At 45.9% G+C, this 18,851-nt stretch carries 15 protein-coding genes; 4 read left to right on the top strand and 11 right to left on the bottom strand.

All coding sequences use genetic code 11. The annotated features are described in order from the left end of the window. Positions 1-6: 6 nt before the first annotated feature. From T359_RS21695 to malQ, 3 genes are all read right to left on the bottom strand, one after another. Entirely contained in the window at positions 7-1,794 is a 1,788-nt protein-coding gene (locus T359_RS21695; protein WP_051545370.1) for a sensor domain-containing diguanylate cyclase, read from the bottom strand. Positions 1,795-2,001: 207 nt separating this feature from the next. After that, entirely contained in the window at positions 2,002-3,030 is a 1,029-nt protein-coding gene (locus T359_RS0112745; protein WP_026517820.1) for a LacI family DNA-binding transcriptional regulator, read from the bottom strand. Between the two features lie 15 nt (positions 3,031-3,045). After that, entirely contained in the window at positions 3,046-4,557 is a 1,512-nt protein-coding gene (malQ, locus tag T359_RS0112750) for a 4-alpha-glucanotransferase (RefSeq protein WP_035784468.1), read from the bottom strand. A gap of 225 nt (positions 4,558-4,782) precedes the next feature. Here malQ and T359_RS20320 point away from each other — a divergent pair, with 225 nt between their 5' ends. The 3 genes from T359_RS20320 to T359_RS20325 all read left to right on the top strand — a co-directional run bounded on the left by T359_RS20320 (position 4,783) and on the right by T359_RS20325 (position 6,785). After that, the gene (locus tag T359_RS20320; RefSeq protein WP_051545372.1) at positions 4,783-5,397 is read left to right on the top strand and encodes a TetR/AcrR family transcriptional regulator; all 615 of its coding nucleotides are present in this window, start codon (positions 4,783-4,785) and stop codon (positions 5,395-5,397) included. Between the two features lie 35 nt (positions 5,398-5,432). Then, the gene (locus T359_RS0112760) at positions 5,433-6,368 is read left to right on the top strand and encodes a carbohydrate kinase family protein (protein ID WP_026517822.1); all 936 of its coding nucleotides are present in this window, start codon (positions 5,433-5,435) and stop codon (positions 6,366-6,368) included. Between the two features lie 87 nt (positions 6,369-6,455). Then, on the top strand, positions 6,456-6,785 hold the full coding sequence (locus T359_RS20325; RefSeq protein ID WP_035784470.1) for a hypothetical protein: 330 nt from the start codon (positions 6,456-6,458) through the stop codon (positions 6,783-6,785). A gap of 61 nt (positions 6,786-6,846) precedes the next feature. On the opposite strand, the gene T359_RS0112770 is transcribed toward T359_RS20325, so the two are convergent. The 5 genes from T359_RS0112770 to T359_RS0112790 all read right to left on the bottom strand — a co-directional run bounded on the left by T359_RS0112770 (position 6,847) and on the right by T359_RS0112790 (position 14,319). Further along, a complete protein-coding gene (locus T359_RS0112770) occupies positions 6,847-7,698 on the bottom strand; it encodes a DUF2225 domain-containing protein (RefSeq protein WP_026517823.1) in 852 nt (283 codons plus the stop codon). Between the two features lie 24 nt (positions 7,699-7,722). Continuing rightward, positions 7,723-9,429, bottom strand: a complete 1,707-nt coding sequence (locus T359_RS0112775; RefSeq protein ID WP_051545374.1) for a glutamine--tRNA ligase/YqeY domain fusion protein — start codon at positions 9,427-9,429, stop codon at positions 7,723-7,725. A gap of 81 nt (positions 9,430-9,510) precedes the next feature. After that, positions 9,511-12,240 (bottom strand): sensor domain-containing phosphodiesterase, encoded by a 2,730-nt coding sequence (locus T359_RS0112780; protein ID WP_242839095.1) that lies wholly within the window; start codon positions 12,238-12,240, stop codon positions 9,511-9,513. A 35-nt stretch (positions 12,241-12,275) separates the two neighbouring features. Beyond that, positions 12,276-13,727, bottom strand: a complete 1,452-nt coding sequence (gene guaB, locus T359_RS0112785) for an IMP dehydrogenase (protein ID WP_026517826.1) — start codon at positions 13,725-13,727, stop codon at positions 12,276-12,278. A gap of 79 nt (positions 13,728-13,806) precedes the next feature. Further along, the gene (locus T359_RS0112790; RefSeq protein ID WP_026517827.1) at positions 13,807-14,319 is read right to left on the bottom strand and encodes a DUF6106 family protein; all 513 of its coding nucleotides are present in this window, start codon (positions 14,317-14,319) and stop codon (positions 13,807-13,809) included. A gap of 308 nt (positions 14,320-14,627) precedes the next feature. Here T359_RS0112790 and T359_RS0112795 point away from each other — a divergent pair, with 308 nt between their 5' ends. Further along, on the top strand, positions 14,628-15,425 hold the full coding sequence (locus T359_RS0112795; protein WP_026517828.1) for a hypothetical protein: 798 nt from the start codon (positions 14,628-14,630) through the stop codon (positions 15,423-15,425). A 68-nt stretch (positions 15,426-15,493) separates the two neighbouring features. Here the strand turns inward: T359_RS0112795 and T359_RS0112800 are convergent, their stop codons facing one another. The 3 genes from T359_RS0112800 to T359_RS0112810 are packed head-to-tail and all read right to left on the bottom strand — an operon-like array spanning position 15,494 to position 18,575. Further along, positions 15,494-16,813 (bottom strand): aspartate kinase, encoded by a 1,320-nt coding sequence (locus tag T359_RS0112800; RefSeq protein ID WP_026517829.1) that lies wholly within the window; start codon positions 16,811-16,813, stop codon positions 15,494-15,496. A gap of 45 nt (positions 16,814-16,858) precedes the next feature. After that, the gene (locus T359_RS0112805; RefSeq protein WP_035784472.1) at positions 16,859-18,067 is read right to left on the bottom strand and encodes a homoserine dehydrogenase; all 1,209 of its coding nucleotides are present in this window, start codon (positions 18,065-18,067) and stop codon (positions 16,859-16,861) included. 52 nt (positions 18,068-18,119) lie between these two features. After that, a complete protein-coding gene (locus tag T359_RS0112810; protein ID WP_026517831.1) occupies positions 18,120-18,575 on the bottom strand; it encodes an ACT domain-containing protein in 456 nt (151 codons plus the stop codon). Between the last annotated feature and the right edge of the window lie 276 nt (positions 18,576-18,851).

An 18,851-nucleotide genomic window follows, 5' to 3' on the forward strand; every position in this document is an offset into this window, starting at 1 on the left:
CCGTCCTTATTCTCCCTCTATGTACTCGCTGTCTTTTCTCTTATAGAAGGTAACTATTGAACCGGTTGTCTTCTTACTCTCATAGGTGCAGGCATCTGCCCTCCTGTAGAGCTCCTCGAATTTGAAGGTATCTGTAGGATAGTAAAAGGCCGCACCGACACTGACATTGACCTCATAGTCTCCCAGAGCCTCAATGTCCATCTTATGGATGCTGTGTATAAATCTGTCCAGGATCTGATTTCCTCCGGCCTCGGTAAATACGCTGGGCATGTAGGCGGCAAACTCGTCCCCGCCAAGGCGCAGTACGATATCCTTTTCTCTGAAGGAATGTCTCATCTTCTCGCCGATGGCCATAAGCACCTGATCTCCCACATCATGTCCGAAGTGGTCGTTTATATACTTAAACTTATCCACGTCAAACAAAATGAACATTCCGCCCACATTCTTAAGAAGCAGATCCCTTATCTTGCTCTCGCCGCTGCCTCTGTTATTGATTCCTGTCAGCTGATCCGTCTCAGCCAGGTACTGGAATCTGTCTCTGGCGCGCTTTTCATCATCGATGATCTCGGTGGCAAAGATCACATCCCTGATATTTCCCCTGGAATCCTTGTCCACCACTATAAAACGGGCTCTGTGCCAGATATGCTCATAGCTCAAAAACTCCACGGTGATGGTATCTCTTCCGTGCATTCTCTCGTTCAGGGTTCCAAGATCCACAAATTCCATAATTTCATCCCTGGATCTTCCCTCCACCATCTGGCTTACCAGTTCTTTCATCAAGGCAAAAGCACTTCTGTCGCCGTTTCCGATTATCTTTGCCGCCTTGTAATCGGCACAGGAGATGATCTGACAGCTGTCATTTTCCATATCAATTCTGAGCATGGTCACATAAATGTTGGCGATCGACTTAAGATTCTCGGTTCTCTGTCTGGCTTTCAGGCTCTTTTTCAGAGCGATAAGATTCAGAATAAGAATTATAGTCATTCCCAGGAAAAGAATGCTTCCAAAGAGGAATGCAGACCTTCTAAGCTCCGAAAGAAGCGCATCCTCATCCGTGACTGTGACCACATAAAGGTCATATAATACATGCCTTCTTGAGATAATATAGCTTCCCTTAAGGCCTTCTCCGCCCTTCAGCTCAAAGGTGCTCTTTCCCTGATTATGCTGTATAGCTTCATATATTCCTCTTTTAAAAGGATCCTGTGAAGAAGCATAGTCCTCTCCAATTTCATCATTGTTGGAATTGGCAAGGACCACGCCATCTGCGTTCATGGCCAGGACCATATGATTTTCATCGGACTGCACAATGCTGGTGGTCATGCCCTTAAAGGTCTCATAGTCAATGGCAAAGGCGATAACGCTCTCTCCATCCTCCAAAAGCTTGACTACAGTAACAACATATTCATCTGTTCTTTTGTTAAAATATGGTCCCACAAAAACATACTGTCCTTTATTTCCCACAGCTTCCTTGTACCATATTCGTTCGGTTGGGTCATAGTTTTCGGGATTCCAGCCAAGGCCGTGGAGAAACCTTCCTCTGAACACACCGAATATTCCTCTGGATCCGGTGGAGGAAACGATTCCCAGCTTTTCCGACTGGTAAGTGATATACTGCAGAATATGCTCGTCCGACTCGTTTTCGGAGATCATATACTCGATAGCAGCCACAGAACTCTTAAGAGTATTGTCGATCTGTGACAGATAGACGTCAAAGGTATCCGCCACTTCAAAAGAAGTATTATCAGATATGTACTCAATGTTATCCACATAGAGCTTCACAAATCTGTTATACATTATAAAAAAGGCCACCAAAAATAATAGTGGCCACACGATAAACGGTAGTACGTTTCTAAAGCGAATCTTATTTATGATCTTTTTCATTGAAAGAAGCTTATTATTCATAGAATCTTCCTACACTATCCTCGATTCTATTATAGCTTCATCATTTGTATATAGTCATAAATGCGAATAAATATTTACTTAAATTAGTATAAATAATCATCAAAGCTTCCTGGTGGATTCTCCTTCGATAAGCTCACCGGGAAATACAATATGCTTATGACGGCTCTCCCCATCTATGATCTCGAAAAGAAGCTTCATGGTCTCCTTGGAGATATCTCCCATGGGCTGTCGGATGGTGGTAAGCCTAGGCACTGAATAGGCTGCCAGCTCCTGTCCGTCAAAGCCTGCCAGGCTCACATCCTCGGGAACCCTAAGTCCCGCATCTGCAAAGGCCCTGAGGGCACCGATGGCAAGAACGTCGGATACGCAGTACAGGGCGGTGAATTCTTCGCCGGACTCTATAAGAGCCTTGGTGGTGTCATAGCCGTTCTGCAGGGTATAGATTCTCTTATCAACGTTTCTGATAAGCTTGTTATTGATCTCGATATTATTCTCCTTGAGAGCCTGAAGATAGCCCTCGAGACGAAGTCTTACGATGGAGGGAGTATCGCTGCCCTCAGCCATAATGGCGATCTTCCTGTGGCCGAGACCTATAAGATACTCAACGATCTTTTTGCTCTCAAAGGCATCATCCACAGACACCGTGGAATAGGCGTTCCTGTTAAGGTTATCGGAGATATCCGAGCCTATGGTGGCAAAAACCACAGGGACGTTCAGCTGTTTAACCTTGGCAGAGGAGTGCTTGGTACTGCCTCCCATAAAGATGATTCCGCGAAGTCTCTTCTCTTTTTCAAGCTCAAGAGCAACATCCACCTCATCCTCATAGGCCTCTACGTGACGAAGCACCAGAGCATAGCCTCTCTTCTCTGTCTCAGACTCCACCACCTCGATCATGGGCGCGAAAAAGGGGTTGGTTATTCCCTTCACCAGCACCGCAATGCACTTGGCATCGGTTCTCTTAAGGTTCCTGGCGCTGTTGTTGGGAATATAGCCGGTCTCCCTGATGACCTCCATGATCTTTTTCTTGGTCTCCGGATTTATATCCGAATGATTATTGATAGCCCTGGATACGGTGCTGACACCAACACCGCATCTCTTGGCGATTTCAACTATCGTTATCTCTGCCATAGCTGTACTCTCACTTTACTGCAATCTGCCGTATATTCTAGCATAATCATGCATCTTCTGGCAAAGCTCTTTTGTCAGAGCATCCTTCTTCATTCTCCATACCCAGTTGCCTCCCAGAGTGGAAGGGGTATTGATGCGGGCATAGCCGGGAAGCTCCAGATAGTCCTGCATAGGAATGATGGCCGTATCGGAAACACTGGCAAAAGCGGATCTGATGCACTCCCATACCGCATCCTTGGCATAGTGGATCCCGAGATATTCCTTGGCAAATTTCTTGTCATTTCTGGGAAGCTTGTCAAACCAGCCTCTTGTGGTATCGTTGTCGTGGGTTCCGGTGTAAACAATGCAGTTCTTGGTGTAGTTGTGAGGAAGGTAGTCGCTCTCCTCCCTGGAATCAAAGGCAAACTGCAGGATCTTCATGCCGGGGAAGCCGGTCTTCTGCACAAGCTTGATAACAGAAGGAGTAAGGAAGCCCAGATCCTCAGCGATGACTCTCTTTTCTCCCAGTTCCTTTTTCATGGTGTTGAAAAGATCGATTCCGGGGCCCTTGCGCCACTCGCCGATCTCAGCCGTGGCATTGCCGTAAGGAATTGCATAATACTCATCAAAGCCTCTGAAGTGATCGATCCTGACTACGTCATAAAGCCTGTAGCACTGAGCGATTCTCTTCATCCACCACTTGTAGCCTGTCTTCTTGTGATAATCCCAACGGTACAGCGGGTTACCCCAGAGCTGACCTGTGGCACTGAAGGCATCCGGAGGACATCCTGCCACATCAATGGGAGTGTTCTTTTTATCCAGTAAAAAGAGCTCCGGATTGGCCCAGGTATCTGCGCTGTCAAAGGCAACGTAGATAGGAATGTCACCGATTATATCGATACCCTTATCATTGGCATAGCTTTTAAGTTTGGACCACTGCTGTGAGAACAGGAACTGCAGGAAGCAATAGAAATCCACTTCCTTGGCATACTTTTGGGCAGCCTCCTTAATCGCAGCGCTCTTACGAAGTCTCACGCCCTCTTCCCAAGTGTTCCATGCCCTTCCGTCGTAGGCATTCTTCAGTGCCATGAAAAGCGCATAGTCTGAAAGCCAGTCGTTATCCTTATTCTTCTTGAAGGCTTCGAAGTCCTTCTTAAGAGCCGCTGCATTCTTGGCCTTATCCCTATTGTCGTAGGCCTTCATAAGAAGCTTAAAGCGCGCTCTGTACATTTTTTCATAATCAATATATTCCTCGGAGCCACCAAAATCACATTTGTCGGCATCCTCACGGGACAGAAATCCCTCCTCTATAAGAGTCTCTATATCTATAAAATATGGGTTTCCTGCAAAAGTAGAAAATGACTGATACGGAGAATCCCCGTAACTTGTCTGGCCCAGCGGCAGTATCTGCCAGTAGCTCTGGCCGGCCTCCTTAAGAAAGTCAACAAATTCATAAGCCTCCTTTGAAAAAGTGCCGATTCCATATGCTGATGGAAGTGAAAAGATTGGCATCAGCACTCCACAAGCCCTATTACCCTTCTTTGCCATAATTACCCCTTTCCTTAAAAATCTCCGGAAATTTTGCACGTTCCCGGTAACGTTTCCATAAATCCATGGTATCAGTTTTTCGTTTGCTTTTCAAGCTCCATTTAACGGTTAAAAAGGTATTAAAAATTGTTAAAAAACGGTAAATCGTTTGAAGTATCGCAGTTTCCGTGATATATTTAAACTAGACTAACATGGTCAACAGCATAAAAGAACAGGAACCGAATTATGAATGAGAAATTTTTTGAACTAAAAAAAGAAAAGCAGGACCGTATGATAAATGCCGCTCTATACGTATTTGGTCAGTACGGCTATTACCATGCCAGCACCGACGAGATCGTCAAGCATGCCGGCATCAGCAAGGGGCTGCTTTTTCATTATTTTTCCAGCAAGATAGGTCTTTATTCCTTCCTGTACGACTATGCCACAAGATTTGTGACTCTGGAGCTGACACAGAACGTGGAGAAAAATGAGGACAGATACTTTGAACTCTATTCTCAGATCACCGCCGCCAGGGCAGCTGCCATGTCACAGTACCCTTACGTGTTTATTTTCCTGAGTAAAGCCAATGAGGAGACCCATCCCGAGGCCCTGCAGGAAATCTCTGAGAGAAGGGAAAAATACAACAGGCTTATGGTGGCCCTGAAGGACAGAGCCGATATCACAGGCTTTGCTCCCGGGATCGATTACTCCAAGGTTGGCGTGATCCTGGATCACACCATAGACGGTATTCTCCTTAAGCATGTAAAGGGTGAAAACTTCAGATCCGACCTGTTTCTTGAGGAAGCAGAGGAATATATAGAAATGATAAAACGCATGTCCTTTGAAAAGGAACTTCAGTAATCTTTCATAGGCATTTATGAAATAAGGAGGCTGACATGAGTAAGTTCTTAGTTGCAGGCGTTACACAGATCGAGACCATTGTCCGTGTTGACAAGATCCCGGTAAGCTATGCTCCGCTGACCAGTGTAAACGACTCTATTTTTACCGCTGTGGGCGGTGATGCTTACAATGAGTCCCTGGCTCTTAAATGGCTTGGGGACGAGGTTACATTTATGTCCATAGTGGGCAGAAATCAGGATCTTGGTATCATCAATCCTCATGACAGAAAGATTACTCTTTCAACTGAATACATTATTCCCCAGATGAAGGAAACTCCGACTGAAGTTGTTCTCTATGACAAGGACAGAAAACAGCAGATTTTCGAGGACATCAAAGACCTTCGAGAAAATGTATATGACATGTCCATGGTGGCTCCCATTGCAGAAAGCTGCGATATGATGGTCCTGGCCAATGCCAACTTCTGCCGTCCCTTCGCCAAGGCCGCAGTGGAGCACAAAAAGCCCATAGCTGTTAACATCAGAAGCTACAAACCTGAGAAGGAAAAGTACAACACTGATTTCCTGGAACCCGCCAAGGTTCTCTACTTCAGTGACGATACTCTTCATGAAGACCCCTACGCTTTCATAGACCGTATGGCCAATACCTACGGAACAGAGATCATTATTCTGGGACAGGGAAGCGAAGGCCTTATCCTCTTTGATAAGACCAAGGACGTCAGGGTTCATTACAAGACCGTCAAGACCAACGAGGTTGTAAATACCATCGGTGCCGGAAATGCTCTCTTTGCCTGCTTCCTCCATTACTACATGGAGACCGGGGACAGCGTAAATGCCATTAAGAATGCCCTTTTGTTTGCATCCTACAAGATAGGCTACATGGGAACTTCCAACGGATTCATGACCACAGAGCAGCTTGAACAGTGGCGTAACCTGATCTGGGGCATCAAAAAAGACCAGTGGACCGAAGATTAACCCTCATGAACACTGAAAAAATCTCTTTCATTTATATCTGAATTGTATTAAAATTATTTTAGTGTTTTTAATTGAGGAGGGTTCATTATGTCTAAGAAAAGCGGCTTTGCGAAATTCCTTTTATTCTGTGCTGCGGTTGGAGCAGCTTTTGCAGGTATCTATTACTACCTGACCAAGAGAGATGAGCGTATTGCTGAGGGGTTTGATGATGACGATTTCGATGACTTCGACGATTTCGAGGATGATGACATCGATACCACTTCAGATTTTAAATTCGGAACAAGAAAGTATGTAGACATCACATCCGGTGAAGAGGAAAAAGATTCCGAGGCAGAGACCAAGGAAGCTCCCGCTGAAGAGAAGAAAGACAGCGAAGAGCCTGACGAGTCCGAAGAATTCTTCGATGACGAGCAATAATGAGCATAAGATAAGCGGCAGATCCTAGGACCTGCCGCTTTTTTTATGCTTATTTGTCTGATTACTGATTCTTTTCAGCCAGCTTCTCCTTCAGAAGACGGGCCTTGTCTTTGATTCTGGAATTGGCCACACGGGAAACCAGGATCTCTCCGATCATCTTGCTGGCGATATCATCCTGATCCGTTTCAACGGCCAGGGCTGCCATCAGGTAGTCAAGAGTGGTGGAATCCATGCCTGCAATAGGAAATTCCTCGGACTGCCTTGCCATGATAAAGCCTTCCAGAGCGTTATTCAGAAGCTCTTTCTCCTCAGCATCATTGGCTGCCTTCTTCTGCTCATAGCCATCCTCGGAAGGGTCAAGGCGCTGAGTCTCTCCTCTGATTACCCAGGCTGTCTTAAGACAGATATATGCCTTCTCACTGTTCTTGGCCTTTTTTACCACCGCATTGGCAAGGGCCAGCTGATACAGGCTTCTGGCATATTCATAGTCGTAGGTGGGGCCGTCATGCTCTAACTTCTTGTAGTTCATGCTGATCTTATTTCTGATGTCATCGATCTGGTATTTGTTCACCGTGGTGAAATACCTTCCGAGAGCAGCATAGCCGCACTCGGGGCAAGCGATAACATCATACTTGTTCTGATCCAGCTCGTCATAGTCAGGCCTTAAGTCAATATCCACATTCTTCATCCTGACCTTACCTGTTCTGACGGTCTTCACCTCAAAATCGACTTCGCAGATAGGACATTTGTATTTTTTATCAAAAAGATAATCCTCTTCATTTACCAGAGACAATTTCTTAACAGGAGCCTCTTCCTTTTTAACTGCAGCCTGTTTTTTCTTAGGATCCTCAAAAAGCTCCCCCTTGCCGATGCCCCCAAGTCCAAGTTTTTCAAGTCCTGAAAAAATACCCATAACCTACCTCTTTTCTTAAGCTAATCAGTTTTTAGGTAATACAAAAGAACTCTTAAGTGACACTATCCTGTTAAATACAGGTGCTCCAGGTTTGGAATCCTTGCTGTCCACACAGAAGAATCCGTTTCTTACAAACTGGAATTTATCATAAGCCAGCGCCTTACCAAGTTCAGGCTCAAGCTTAGCCTCTTTTATTACAGTGATCGAATTCGGATTAAGGTTCAGGGATCCGTCCTCGTTGTAAACACCCTTCTCTTCGTCGATGATGTTCTCGTACAGGCGAACCTCTGCAGTCACCGCCTCTTTGGCAGCTACCCAGTGAATTGTTCCCTTGACCTTTCTTCCGTCAGGGCTGTCGCCGCCCTTGGTCTGGGGATCATAGGTGCAATGGATCTCGGTAACCAGTCCATTCTCATCCTTAACAAAGCTGTTACAGGTCACAAAGTAAGCATTCATAAGTCTTACTTCGTTGCCGGGGAAAAGGCGGAAATACTTCTTTGGAGGTTCCTCCATAAAGTCTTCTCTCTCGATCCAAAGCTCTTTTCCGAAGGGGATCTTTCTTGTTCCCATCTCAGGAACTTCCTTATTGTTCTCAATCTCAAGGTACTCTGTCTCTCCCTCCGGATAGTTGTCGATGATAAGCTTCACCGGATCAAGGATAGCCAGCATTCTCTTTGCCTTGAGCTTGAGATCCTCTCTGATGCAGTATTCCAGCATTGCATACTCCGCTGTGGAGTTGGCCTTACTGATACCGCACATATCAACAAACATCTTGATGGATTCGGGAGTGAATCCGCGTCTTCTGAGGGATGCGATGGTCACAAGTCTGGGATCGTCCCATCCGTCTACGATTCCGTCCTCCACAAGGCGCTTGATGTATCTCTTACCTGTTACCACGTTGTTGAGATAGAGCTTGGCAAACTCGATCTGACGCGGAGGGTTCTTGTACTCACACTCATTTTTTACCCAGTCGTATAAAGGTCTGTGGTCCTCGAACTCCAGTGTACACAGGGAGTGGGTGATTCCCTCGATGGCATCCTCAATGGGATGAGCAAAATCGTACATGGGATAAATGCACCACTTGTCCCCGGTTCTGGCGTGGGTCATGTGGGCCACTCTGTAAATGATAGGATCTCTCATGTTGATGTTGGGAGATGCCATATCTATCTTGGCACGAAGAGTAACTGAGCCGTCCTCAAACTTGCCGTTCTTCATATCCTCAAAGAGCTTCAGATTCTCTTCAACGCTTCTGTTTCTGTTGGGGTCCTCTTTTCCGGGCTCTGTAAGGGTTCCTCTGTACTCTCTCATCTCGTCGGCGGTGAGTTCTGAAACATAGGCCTTGCCCTTCTTGATGAGCTTTACAGCGTCCTCATACATCTCATCGAAATAGTCAGATGCATGGAAAAGTCTGTCCTCGTAATCAGCTCCAAGCCACTTCACGTCCTCGATGATGGAATCCATGAATTCCTGCTTCTCCTTGGTAGGATTGGTATCATCGAATCTCATGTTGAACTTGCCGTTATATTCCTTGGCCATACCGTAGTTGAGAAGTATGCTCTTGGCATGTCCGATATGTAAAAAACCGTTGGGCTCCGGCGGGAAACGTGTATGAACGTGATCGTAAACGCCCTCTGCCAGGTCCTTGTCAATTGCCTGCTCTATGAAATGTCTGGAAGGTGTGTTGTCGCCCTCAGCATTTTCGTTTAAATTTTTGATTGCTTCATCTGCCATTACTGAAAACCAACTTTCTATTTATTATCAGCTAAAAAGTTATAACACTATCTTATCATTAATCCGTCAACAATTGAATTGTTAGTTATACACATACTTTTCTTCAAAAGCGGCTCTGCGGATGGGCTTGTCGAAGTAGTAGCCCTGGATATACTTAACTCCCATGCCCTTTAAGGCGTCAAGCTGCTCCTTGGTCTCTATACCTTCCACGCAGATCTCGGCCCCTATGGTCTGGCCCAGCTCTGCCATCATTTTGACGAAGGCCTGTGAATATTCGCTGGTGGCCACATCTTTTACAAAGTCCTTGTCGATCTTGATAATATCAAAAGGCAGCGCTCTGATACTGCTGATGGCGGTATAGCCGGTTCCGAAATCATCCAGTGCAAGCCTTACTCCAAGGTCCTTGATATCAAGCAGGGTCTGCTTGGTCCTTGCCAGGTCATTGATGGCAAGGCGCTCCGTGAGCTCCAGAATAAGGTTGTTGGGATCCATATGGTTGTCTTCAAGGCACTTTTTGATCACATCCACTATGTCGTTCTGCATGATCTGTACCACAGAGAGATTCACGCTGACAGCATAATTGCCGTTGCCCGCCTCATTCCACTGTCTGCAGCACTCACAGGCCTTTTGGAGAACGTGGTTGCCAATGGGAGTGATAAGTCCCAGATATTCCGCCAGGGGCACGAACTCATCGGGATTGAGGAATCCAAGCCTAGAACTGTTCCAGCGCACAAGGGCCTCTGCCGCAATGTGCTTCTCGCTGTCCTCTTCTCCGTTTCCGATGGCACTGCCGCTGATGATGGGCTGGAAGTATACCTCAAACTCCTGACAGCTCCTTCCGATGGCGTCATACATATTTTTCTCAAGGTCAAGTCTGTGGATCGAGGAGGAATCAATGTTGTCCGAATACTCGGCGATCCTGTTCTTTCCTGACTTTTTGGCCTCATACATGGCAACGTCGGATTTCCTGATAAGCTCGGAAACATTGTCTCCATGCTCCGGGAATTTGACAACACCCATACTCATGGTGCAGTAGTAATCGCTGTCCTTGAGATACCAGGGTGTGGCAAAAGCATTTTTGATCTCCTCCATGATCTTGTCCATTCTGTGGTAGCTCTCGGGAGGAACTATGATAACAAATTCGTCGCCGCCCATACGGTAGCAGGAATTGCTGATTCCCTCTATGCGGCTGACGGCCTTGGAAATATCCTGAAGAAGGATGTCACCGTACTGATGTCCCAGGCTGTCGTTGATATGCTTGAAGTCATCAAGATCAAGATACATAAGGGCGCCCTTGGTACCGTTCTGCCTTGCTTCATCCACATATTTAGCCAGATCCTTCTCACAGCACATTCTGTTGTAAAGGCCTGTGAGGAAGTCGGTGTAGGCCTGCTGCTCGATTCGCTTCTGATAGAGCTTTTTCTCTGTTATGTCATAGATGGCGCACAGAGAAACCGGGCGGCCGTCCACCCACTTGATCCTGGTGTAGTAGACATCGTACCACTTCTCCCTCGCCTTATGATGGACCTCATAGTTGCCGGAATGGCTTCTGGAGGGAATATTGGACTCAAAAAGCTCGATGAGCCTGTTCTCTGCCAGTTCCTTTCCAAAGCTCTTTTTAAAGCTTCTGTTGGCAAAAAGAAGGACTCCTGTTCCGATGTCTCTTACATATATTGAACTTCCCACGTTGTCCAGCACCGCTTCCAGGGAAGCAAAGGAACTGGCCAGGGAATTGGTCTGTATTCTCTTGGTGATGATACTCTGAAGGATCCTTATGGCATCATTGATGAACTTTATGTCGTCTATGGACCAGATGCGGTTTTCCTTGGTCTCGGTAAGACAGGCATAAAACCTGGGGGCGCCGTTTATCATGATAGGCATGGCCACAAGGGCCTTGATGCCGAACAGATCAAGCTGTTCCCTCTCTCCCGCATTCATCTGGGTATCGCTGGAGATCACCACTGCCTTCTCATTGCCCAGGAACCAGCACAGCTCCTGATCGGTGGTCTCCGTGAACATCTTCTTCACTCCGGGAGCTGTCCACTGAACTATGATATCCATCAGATTCTGATGATGTATCTTGCAGGTGAAGGCGTTGCTGATCTGAAGGTAGGAGCAGAGCTTGGACAGAACCATGGCCATGATATTCTCAATGGACTCGTCGCTGTCAAGGAGCGATACGATCTCAGTCATGGTCTCAGCTCTGTGGAAAGAGGTGGTCATCTCAAGCTCCTGTTGCCTTGACTCCTTGCTCTTGGCAACAGCAATAGACCTGGAAGCCTCAACGGCTATCAGGACATTCATGGTCTCCCTGAGGAGATCCAGCACCTTATAAAATTTGTTTTCGGAAATCTGATACCCAAAAGAATCGATGGGTGGCAATTTGAAGAATTCTTTTTCATAGTCTGCTTCCATGAATACTCCGCAGACAATCCAGACAGCAGCTGCTACCCCGCTGTTTCTGACGGCCACAGCCGCAAGCCGAAGGTTAGGCACCTCGGTGATCTCCACCGCCTGATCCTCCAGCTCACTCTCTGACACGCGTTTGAATATATTATGTATGCGAACATCCGTCACATACTTTCTTATTACTTCTACTTCTGAGGGAATCCCGGAAAAAGAGCTGATAGGAAGGCCCTTTTCGTCGAGACACATGGCATAGACCCCTGCCATTTCGCAGAAATGATCCTGCCAGGATTGGATCTCTTCAGCATTTTTGAGCGCAAAACGACCAAGGACTCCCTTTTCAGATTCTGCGGAGCCCGTGTTAGCGGTCTTCTCAAGTTCCTCTAAAGATTCCGTTTCCTGCAAATTTTCCCCCTCGAAAAATATGCCGTGTGTATTTATTACATGGCGCTGTAGTTAGGCGCCTCCTTGGTAATCTGAATATCATGAGGATGTGATTCACGAAGAGCTGCTGCTGACATCTTGATAAATCTGCCGTTCTCCTTGAGTTCATCGATGCTTGCGCATCCGCAGTAACCCATACCTGAACGAAGTCCGCCCATCAGCTGGAATACTGTATCCTCTACTGTTCCCTTGTATGCTACACGTCCCTCAACGCCCTCGGGAACAAGCTTCTTGGCATCTTCCTGGAAATAGCGATCCTTGGATCCGTTCTCCATGGCTGAAATAGAGCCCATGCCACGATATACCTTATATTTTCTGCCCTGGTAAAGCTCGAACTCACCGGGAGCCTCGTCACAGCCTGCAAACATTGAGCCCATCATAACGATGCTGCCGCCTGCTGCGATAGCCTTGGTGATATCTCCTGAATACTTGATACCGCCATCTGCGATGATCGGCACGCCGTACTCCTTGGCAACCGCATAGCAATCCATAATAGCTGTAACCTGTGGAACACCGATACCTGCAACAACACGGGTTGTACAGATAGATCCGGGTCCGATACCAACCTTAACAGCATCAGCACCGGCCTCAATAAGAGCCTTGGTTGCTGCACCGGTAGCTACGTTGCCGGCGATAACCTGAAGATCAGGGAACTTCTCCTTGATCATTCTAAGGCACTTAAGTACGTTCTCTGAATGTCCGTGAGCGGAGTCAAGAACGATAACATCAACCTTGGCATCTACAAGAGCTGCCACACGCTCAAGGCAGTTAGCTGAAATACCAACGCCTGCGCCGCAAAGGAGTCTTCCCTGATCATCCTTGGCTGATAAAGGATACTTGATAGTCTTCTCAATATCCTTGATAGTGATAAGACCAACAAGATTGTAGTTGTCATCAACGATAGGAAGCTTCTCCTTCTTGGACTTGGCCAGAATGCTCTTGGCCTCCTCAAGGGTGATTCCTTCCTTGGCAGTAATGAGGTTCTCTGAAGTCATAACCTCTTTAATCTTCTTTGAAAAGTCCTTTTCAAACTTAAGATCACGGTTAGTGATGATACCTACCAGCTTTCTGCCCTCTGTGATAGGTACACCTGAAATACGGAACTTGGCCATAAGCGAATCCGCATCAGCCAGTGTATGCTCAGGAGAAAGTGAAAATGGATCTGTAATAACACCGTTCTCTGATCTCTTAACCTTGTCTACTTCCTCGGCCTGGGCCTCGATAGACATGTTCTTGTGGATGATTCCGATACCGCCCTGTCTGGCCATGGCGATCGCCATTCTATGCTCGGTAACGGTGTCCATTCCTGCGCTCATCATAGGAATGTTGAGCTTGATCTTCTTTGTAAGATAAGTACTAACATCTACCTGATTAGGTATAACCTGCGAATAAGCAGGTACTAAAAGCACGTCGTCAAAGGTAATTCCTTCACCAATAATCTGTCCCATTTTCTCTCTCCGTTCTTCCCAAAACTAAAATCTTGTACGCAGTTACTGTAACCCTTATCCCAAATACAATTTTTCTGTGTTAATCCATAAATACTTTCCTCGGCGCTACGTTCCTGATAGCTGCTACGAAATCGCCGGTAGGTTCAAGGATAAGCTTTTCCTTGCCATCATAGATGATAGTATATGTAGGATCCGGCTGAGGATTCTTCTCCCTGGCTGAGTAATCCAGCACCTTATAGGTTCTGTTCTTGTACTCATCAAGATGATAGGAACGTGAAGGAGCCATTATCTCAATACGTCCAACCTCATATTTTCCAACATTTTTTCTTCGTGACTTGTTAAGAACCTTGTCTACGGTGATCTCCTTGTCACAGTACTGATACTCGAACTCAATACTGGCATTGAGGGATACAAAGTAATAACCCACAGATGCGGCAATACCGAAAATCAGAGCAAAAATACCGAGGGGAGTAACAACAAATGCCACCAAAAAAAAGATTGCCAGTAAAAGAGTAATATACTTAAGCACCACAATAGCGGGCGAAGCCTTGCTCTCAACCAGGCACTCAACATAACTGTTGTCGCTTACCATACCTGAAAATACCTCCTGATAAATAGTAGATTGGGGTCAGAAATTAATCCCCGATTAAATGTCTGAAGAACTTGTGAAAAACATCAACATTTAACGAATATCCTATATTATCCTGGGTAATCTTTCAAGATGTTTTTTGCTCAAAATCCGAATTTCTTTTTAAATTTCAATTGACACTCTTTAACAAGGATTTATAATCAAGTCTAAGTGTAAAAACACCCTATTTCAATTATATATGTTTTACCAATAAAATAAAATTACTTTTATGTTAACATCACCTTAAAAGAATATAGAAAGAAGGAATATAAATGGCAGTTCGCGATGAGATAAGAGAAGAAAGAAAAAAGCTCAAAGGCCAGGGATTTCAGGCCTACCTTGAATACTTCTGGGATTATTACAAGCTCCACGCCATTGCTGTGGTGGCACTTATCATTGTTATAGCAGTGGTTATCAAGGATGTAAGAAACAATAAACCCTATGCCTTCTATGCAATGATGCTCAACAGCGGAGCTTCCATGGCACAGGATACCATTCAGGACAGTTTTGCGGAGTATGCCTCCATAGATACCAAGGAGTACAGCTGCCTTGTGGACACTTCCTCCAGCTTCGATCCCCTGATCCTTGACCAGATGGCCGTTGCCACAAGTCAGAAGATCATGGCCGTTCTTTCAGCCAAGGAGCTGGATGTGATGACCGGAGATCTTAGGATCATGCTTCACTACGGCAATCAGGAGACCTTCCTTGATCTGAGGGAAGTATACAGCGAAGATGAACTTAAGTCCCTGGAGGACAGACTCATCTATGTGGATCAGGCCTACCTTGATTACCTTAACTCCGACGATTATCAGACCTACCTGAGCACAGGTGAATACGATGAGAATAATAAATTGGCAGTAAAGGCCCATAACTACAATCAGAGCTTTATCTATGAGCTTGAATCCCCCGACGCCATGGACAATCCGATTCCTGTAGCCATCAGACTTGACGGTTCACAGTTCCTTTCGGAGAACGGAATCTATTATGGTCAGGAGGCTGCGGCATCCATAATCATCAACTCACAGCACACCGATACAGCCAAGCAGTTCATCGAATTTCTTTTGAAGTAATTATCTATATAATAGAAAAAGCCCTTTGAAGACCAAGGCCTTCAAAGGGCTTTTATTATCGGGGCTTATCAGATCTGGGTTGTAACAAAGATGTCGTAGATGGCACGGATAGCCTTCTCAAAGTCACGGTTCTCAACACCGATGATGATGTTAAGCTCAGATGAACCCTGATCGATCATCCTTACGTTAACGCTTGCATGGGCCAATGCTGAGAAAATCCTGCCCGCTGTTCCACGAGTTGCTCTCATACCGCGGCCAACAACTGCGATAAGAGCCAGGTCTGTCTGGATCTCAAGCATATCCGGATGAGCCAGTCTGTGGATCTCGGACACAACAGCCTGCTCCTTCTCTATGAACTCATCCTCCTGAACGAATACTGTCATGGTATCGATTCCTGAAGGTACATGCTCAATGGAAATATTCTGGTCCTCAAAGGCCTGAAGAACTCTTCTTACAAATCCAACCTCGGAGTTCATCTGATCCTTAAGAACGTTTACGCAGCAGAAGCCCTTCTTGCCGGCAATTCCGGTGATGACATACTTGGATTTCTTGGCTGTGGACTCAACGATCCAGGTTCCGGGATCCTCAGGCTTGTTGGTATTTCTGATGTTGATGGGAATACCCTCTTTTCTTACAGGGAAAATAGCATCCTCATGGAGAACGCCTGCGCCCATGTAAGCCAGCTCTCGAAGCTCTGTGTATGTAATGGTCTCGATGTGCGGCGGCTTGTCGATGATCCTGGGATCTGCAACAAGGAAGCCTGAAACATCGGTCCAGTTCTCATATACATCAGCCTTAACAGCTCTTGAAACTATTGAACCTGTAATATCAGATCCTCCTCTTGAGAAGGTCTTGATACTTCCGTTAGGATATGCGCCGTAGAAACCGGGAATAACGGCCTTGGGAGTCTTCTCCAGCTTCTTAGCCATGAGCTTGTTGGTCTTCTCTGCGTCGAACTCTCCGTCCTTGTCAAAGGCAACTACTGTTGCGGAATCGATGAATTCGTATCCCAGGTAGTTTGCCATGATAATTCCGTTCAGGTACTCTCCACGGCTGGCTGCATAATCCCTTCCGGCCTGTTCCTTAAAGTTCTTCTCGATGGTCTTAAACTCATTTGCAAGGTTAAGCTTGAGATTAAGGCCCTTGATGATCTCATCATATCTTGCCCTGATATCTGCCAGCTGCTTGGAAAAATCCTTGCCTGCTTCCGCAAGAGCATATGTCTTGTAAAGCATGTCAGTTACCTTGGTATCCTTGGAGTTTCTTTTTCCCGGGGCAGAAGGCACTACATAGTTGCGGTCAGGATCGGCCTTGATGATATCGCCGACCTTCATGAACTGCTCTGCGCTTGCAAGTGAACTGCCACCAAATTTTACAACCTTTTTCATCGCCTATTATTCCCTTTTCTTCTTATATTTATAAATTCTAATTTATCAAAACAATCTGAGGTAACCCTTTACAGAGTCAAGCTTGTTGAGTTTCTCCTCAAAGTCCTTCTCGGAGATCAGGTCTGTCACAACAGCAACCTCACCCTGAACCTCAGGAGACTTCACTATATCGATCTCAGGGCCGAATACATCTGTGAGCTTGTCCTTCTCACTCTCTGAAACCCTTACAAAGAACTGACGAACAGCATTGTCCTTGGCTGTAAGCACAGCCTTTTCAGCCTTCATATTAACAGGGATATGTTTGCCCTTATGTTTCAAAATATCAACCACGTCAGCAACTACCGCACTGGCTGTAGCATTCTTACCTGCGCCCTTGCCGTAGAACATTACGTCTCCCAGCATGTTGCCGTGAACATCAATGGCATTGAATACGCCGTTGACATTGGCAAGAGGATTCTCCATTGGAATAAGGAAAGGAGCAACCATGGTAAAGAAGCCTGTTGATGTCTTCTTGCACATTCCAAGAAGCTTGATAGCCATGTTAAGGCTTCTGGCATAGGCAAAATCCGCTGAATTTATCTTGGTGATGCCCTCGGTATAAATATCCTCATATGCCACGTGACCGCCGCTCATAAGGCTTGCCAGAATAGCGATCTTTCTGCAGGCATCATAGCCCTCCACATCGGCTTCCGGATTTCTCTCGGCATAGCCCTTCTCCTGGGCTACCTTGAGGACATCCTCAAAGCTTGCACCTTCCTTGTCCATCTTGGTAAGGATATAGTTGGTTGTACCGTTCAAAATACCTGTAATGGCATCGATCTTTTCATGTTTAAGAGAATCGTTGATGCTGCGAAGAACAGGAATTCCACCGCCAACACTGGCCTCAAAGAGATAGCTGACACCGTTCTTCCTGGCAAGCTCCACCAGCTCGGGTCCGTGTGCAGCAACCAGCTCCTTGTTGGAGGTGCATACGCTCTTACCCTTCTCAAGGGCTTTTTTCTCGAATGTAAAGGCCGGCTCAAGACCTCCCATGGTCTCGCAGATCACATCAACCTCAGGATCGTTCAAAATGATGTCTATATCGTGTACAACCTGAGCCTCATGCTTATCTCCGGGGAAATCCCTGAGGTCCAGAATATACTTAAGCTCAACCGCTTCTCCTGCGCTGCATGCAACCTCCCGGGCGTTGGTATCAAGCACTTCAACTACGCCGCTACCTACTGTTCCGTATCCTAAAACCGCTACCTTTGCCATCATGACCTCCAACTTTTTCTAATTTCATTATCATTATTCTAAAAAACAAAAATTACGAGATCGAAGCACTTCTTCCCGTAATATGTACTTTATGGACACCCTCTTTGGCTTCCATAAGAGTTATCATATCCATGATATCCCTGGTGGTGGGCAACACCTGAATCGTAATAGAAATAGATGCCACTCCGTTCAGGGGAATTGACTGATGAATCGTAAGAATATTAGCACCGAAATCCGCTATCAGATTAAGCACAAAGGATAACAGTCCCACCTCATCATTCATCTGGAATGTAAGGGTAAGTGTTGTCCCCTGAAGACTGTCATGGAACTCATAAATATCATCTCTGTACTTATAAAAAGAGCTACGACTGATTCCAAGAAAAGAGGCCGCTTCATTAACGGTCTTGACCTTGCCTGATTCCAGCAGCTTCTTGGCCTCAACGACCTTCAGAAGCACCTCAGGCACTGCCTGTTTTCTAATAACATAGTAGCCTGAATCCTGTTGCATTTTATGTTTCTCCTCCACGGACATTTGTGTGTACAGCAAAGAGTTTAACACACTAAAGCCATGAAGACAAGCGTTATTTTCTATAAATATTCTATTTCATTTCCGAAAGCCTTTGTTAACATTGCCAAGAGCAGGCTTTATGACACGGAAAAAGCCATATGACATGGGGTTGTCATATGGCTTTCCGTGAAGGTTTATAGTGCGTACTAACTAATACTAACATCAAAAGAAACATGAGAGAGAATAAGGAGTTATTTGTTATTTGGTGTTGTTTCT

Source organism: Butyrivibrio sp. MC2021, assembly GCF_000621605.1.
Lineage (GTDB): Bacteria > Bacillota > Clostridia > Lachnospirales > Lachnospiraceae > Butyrivibrio.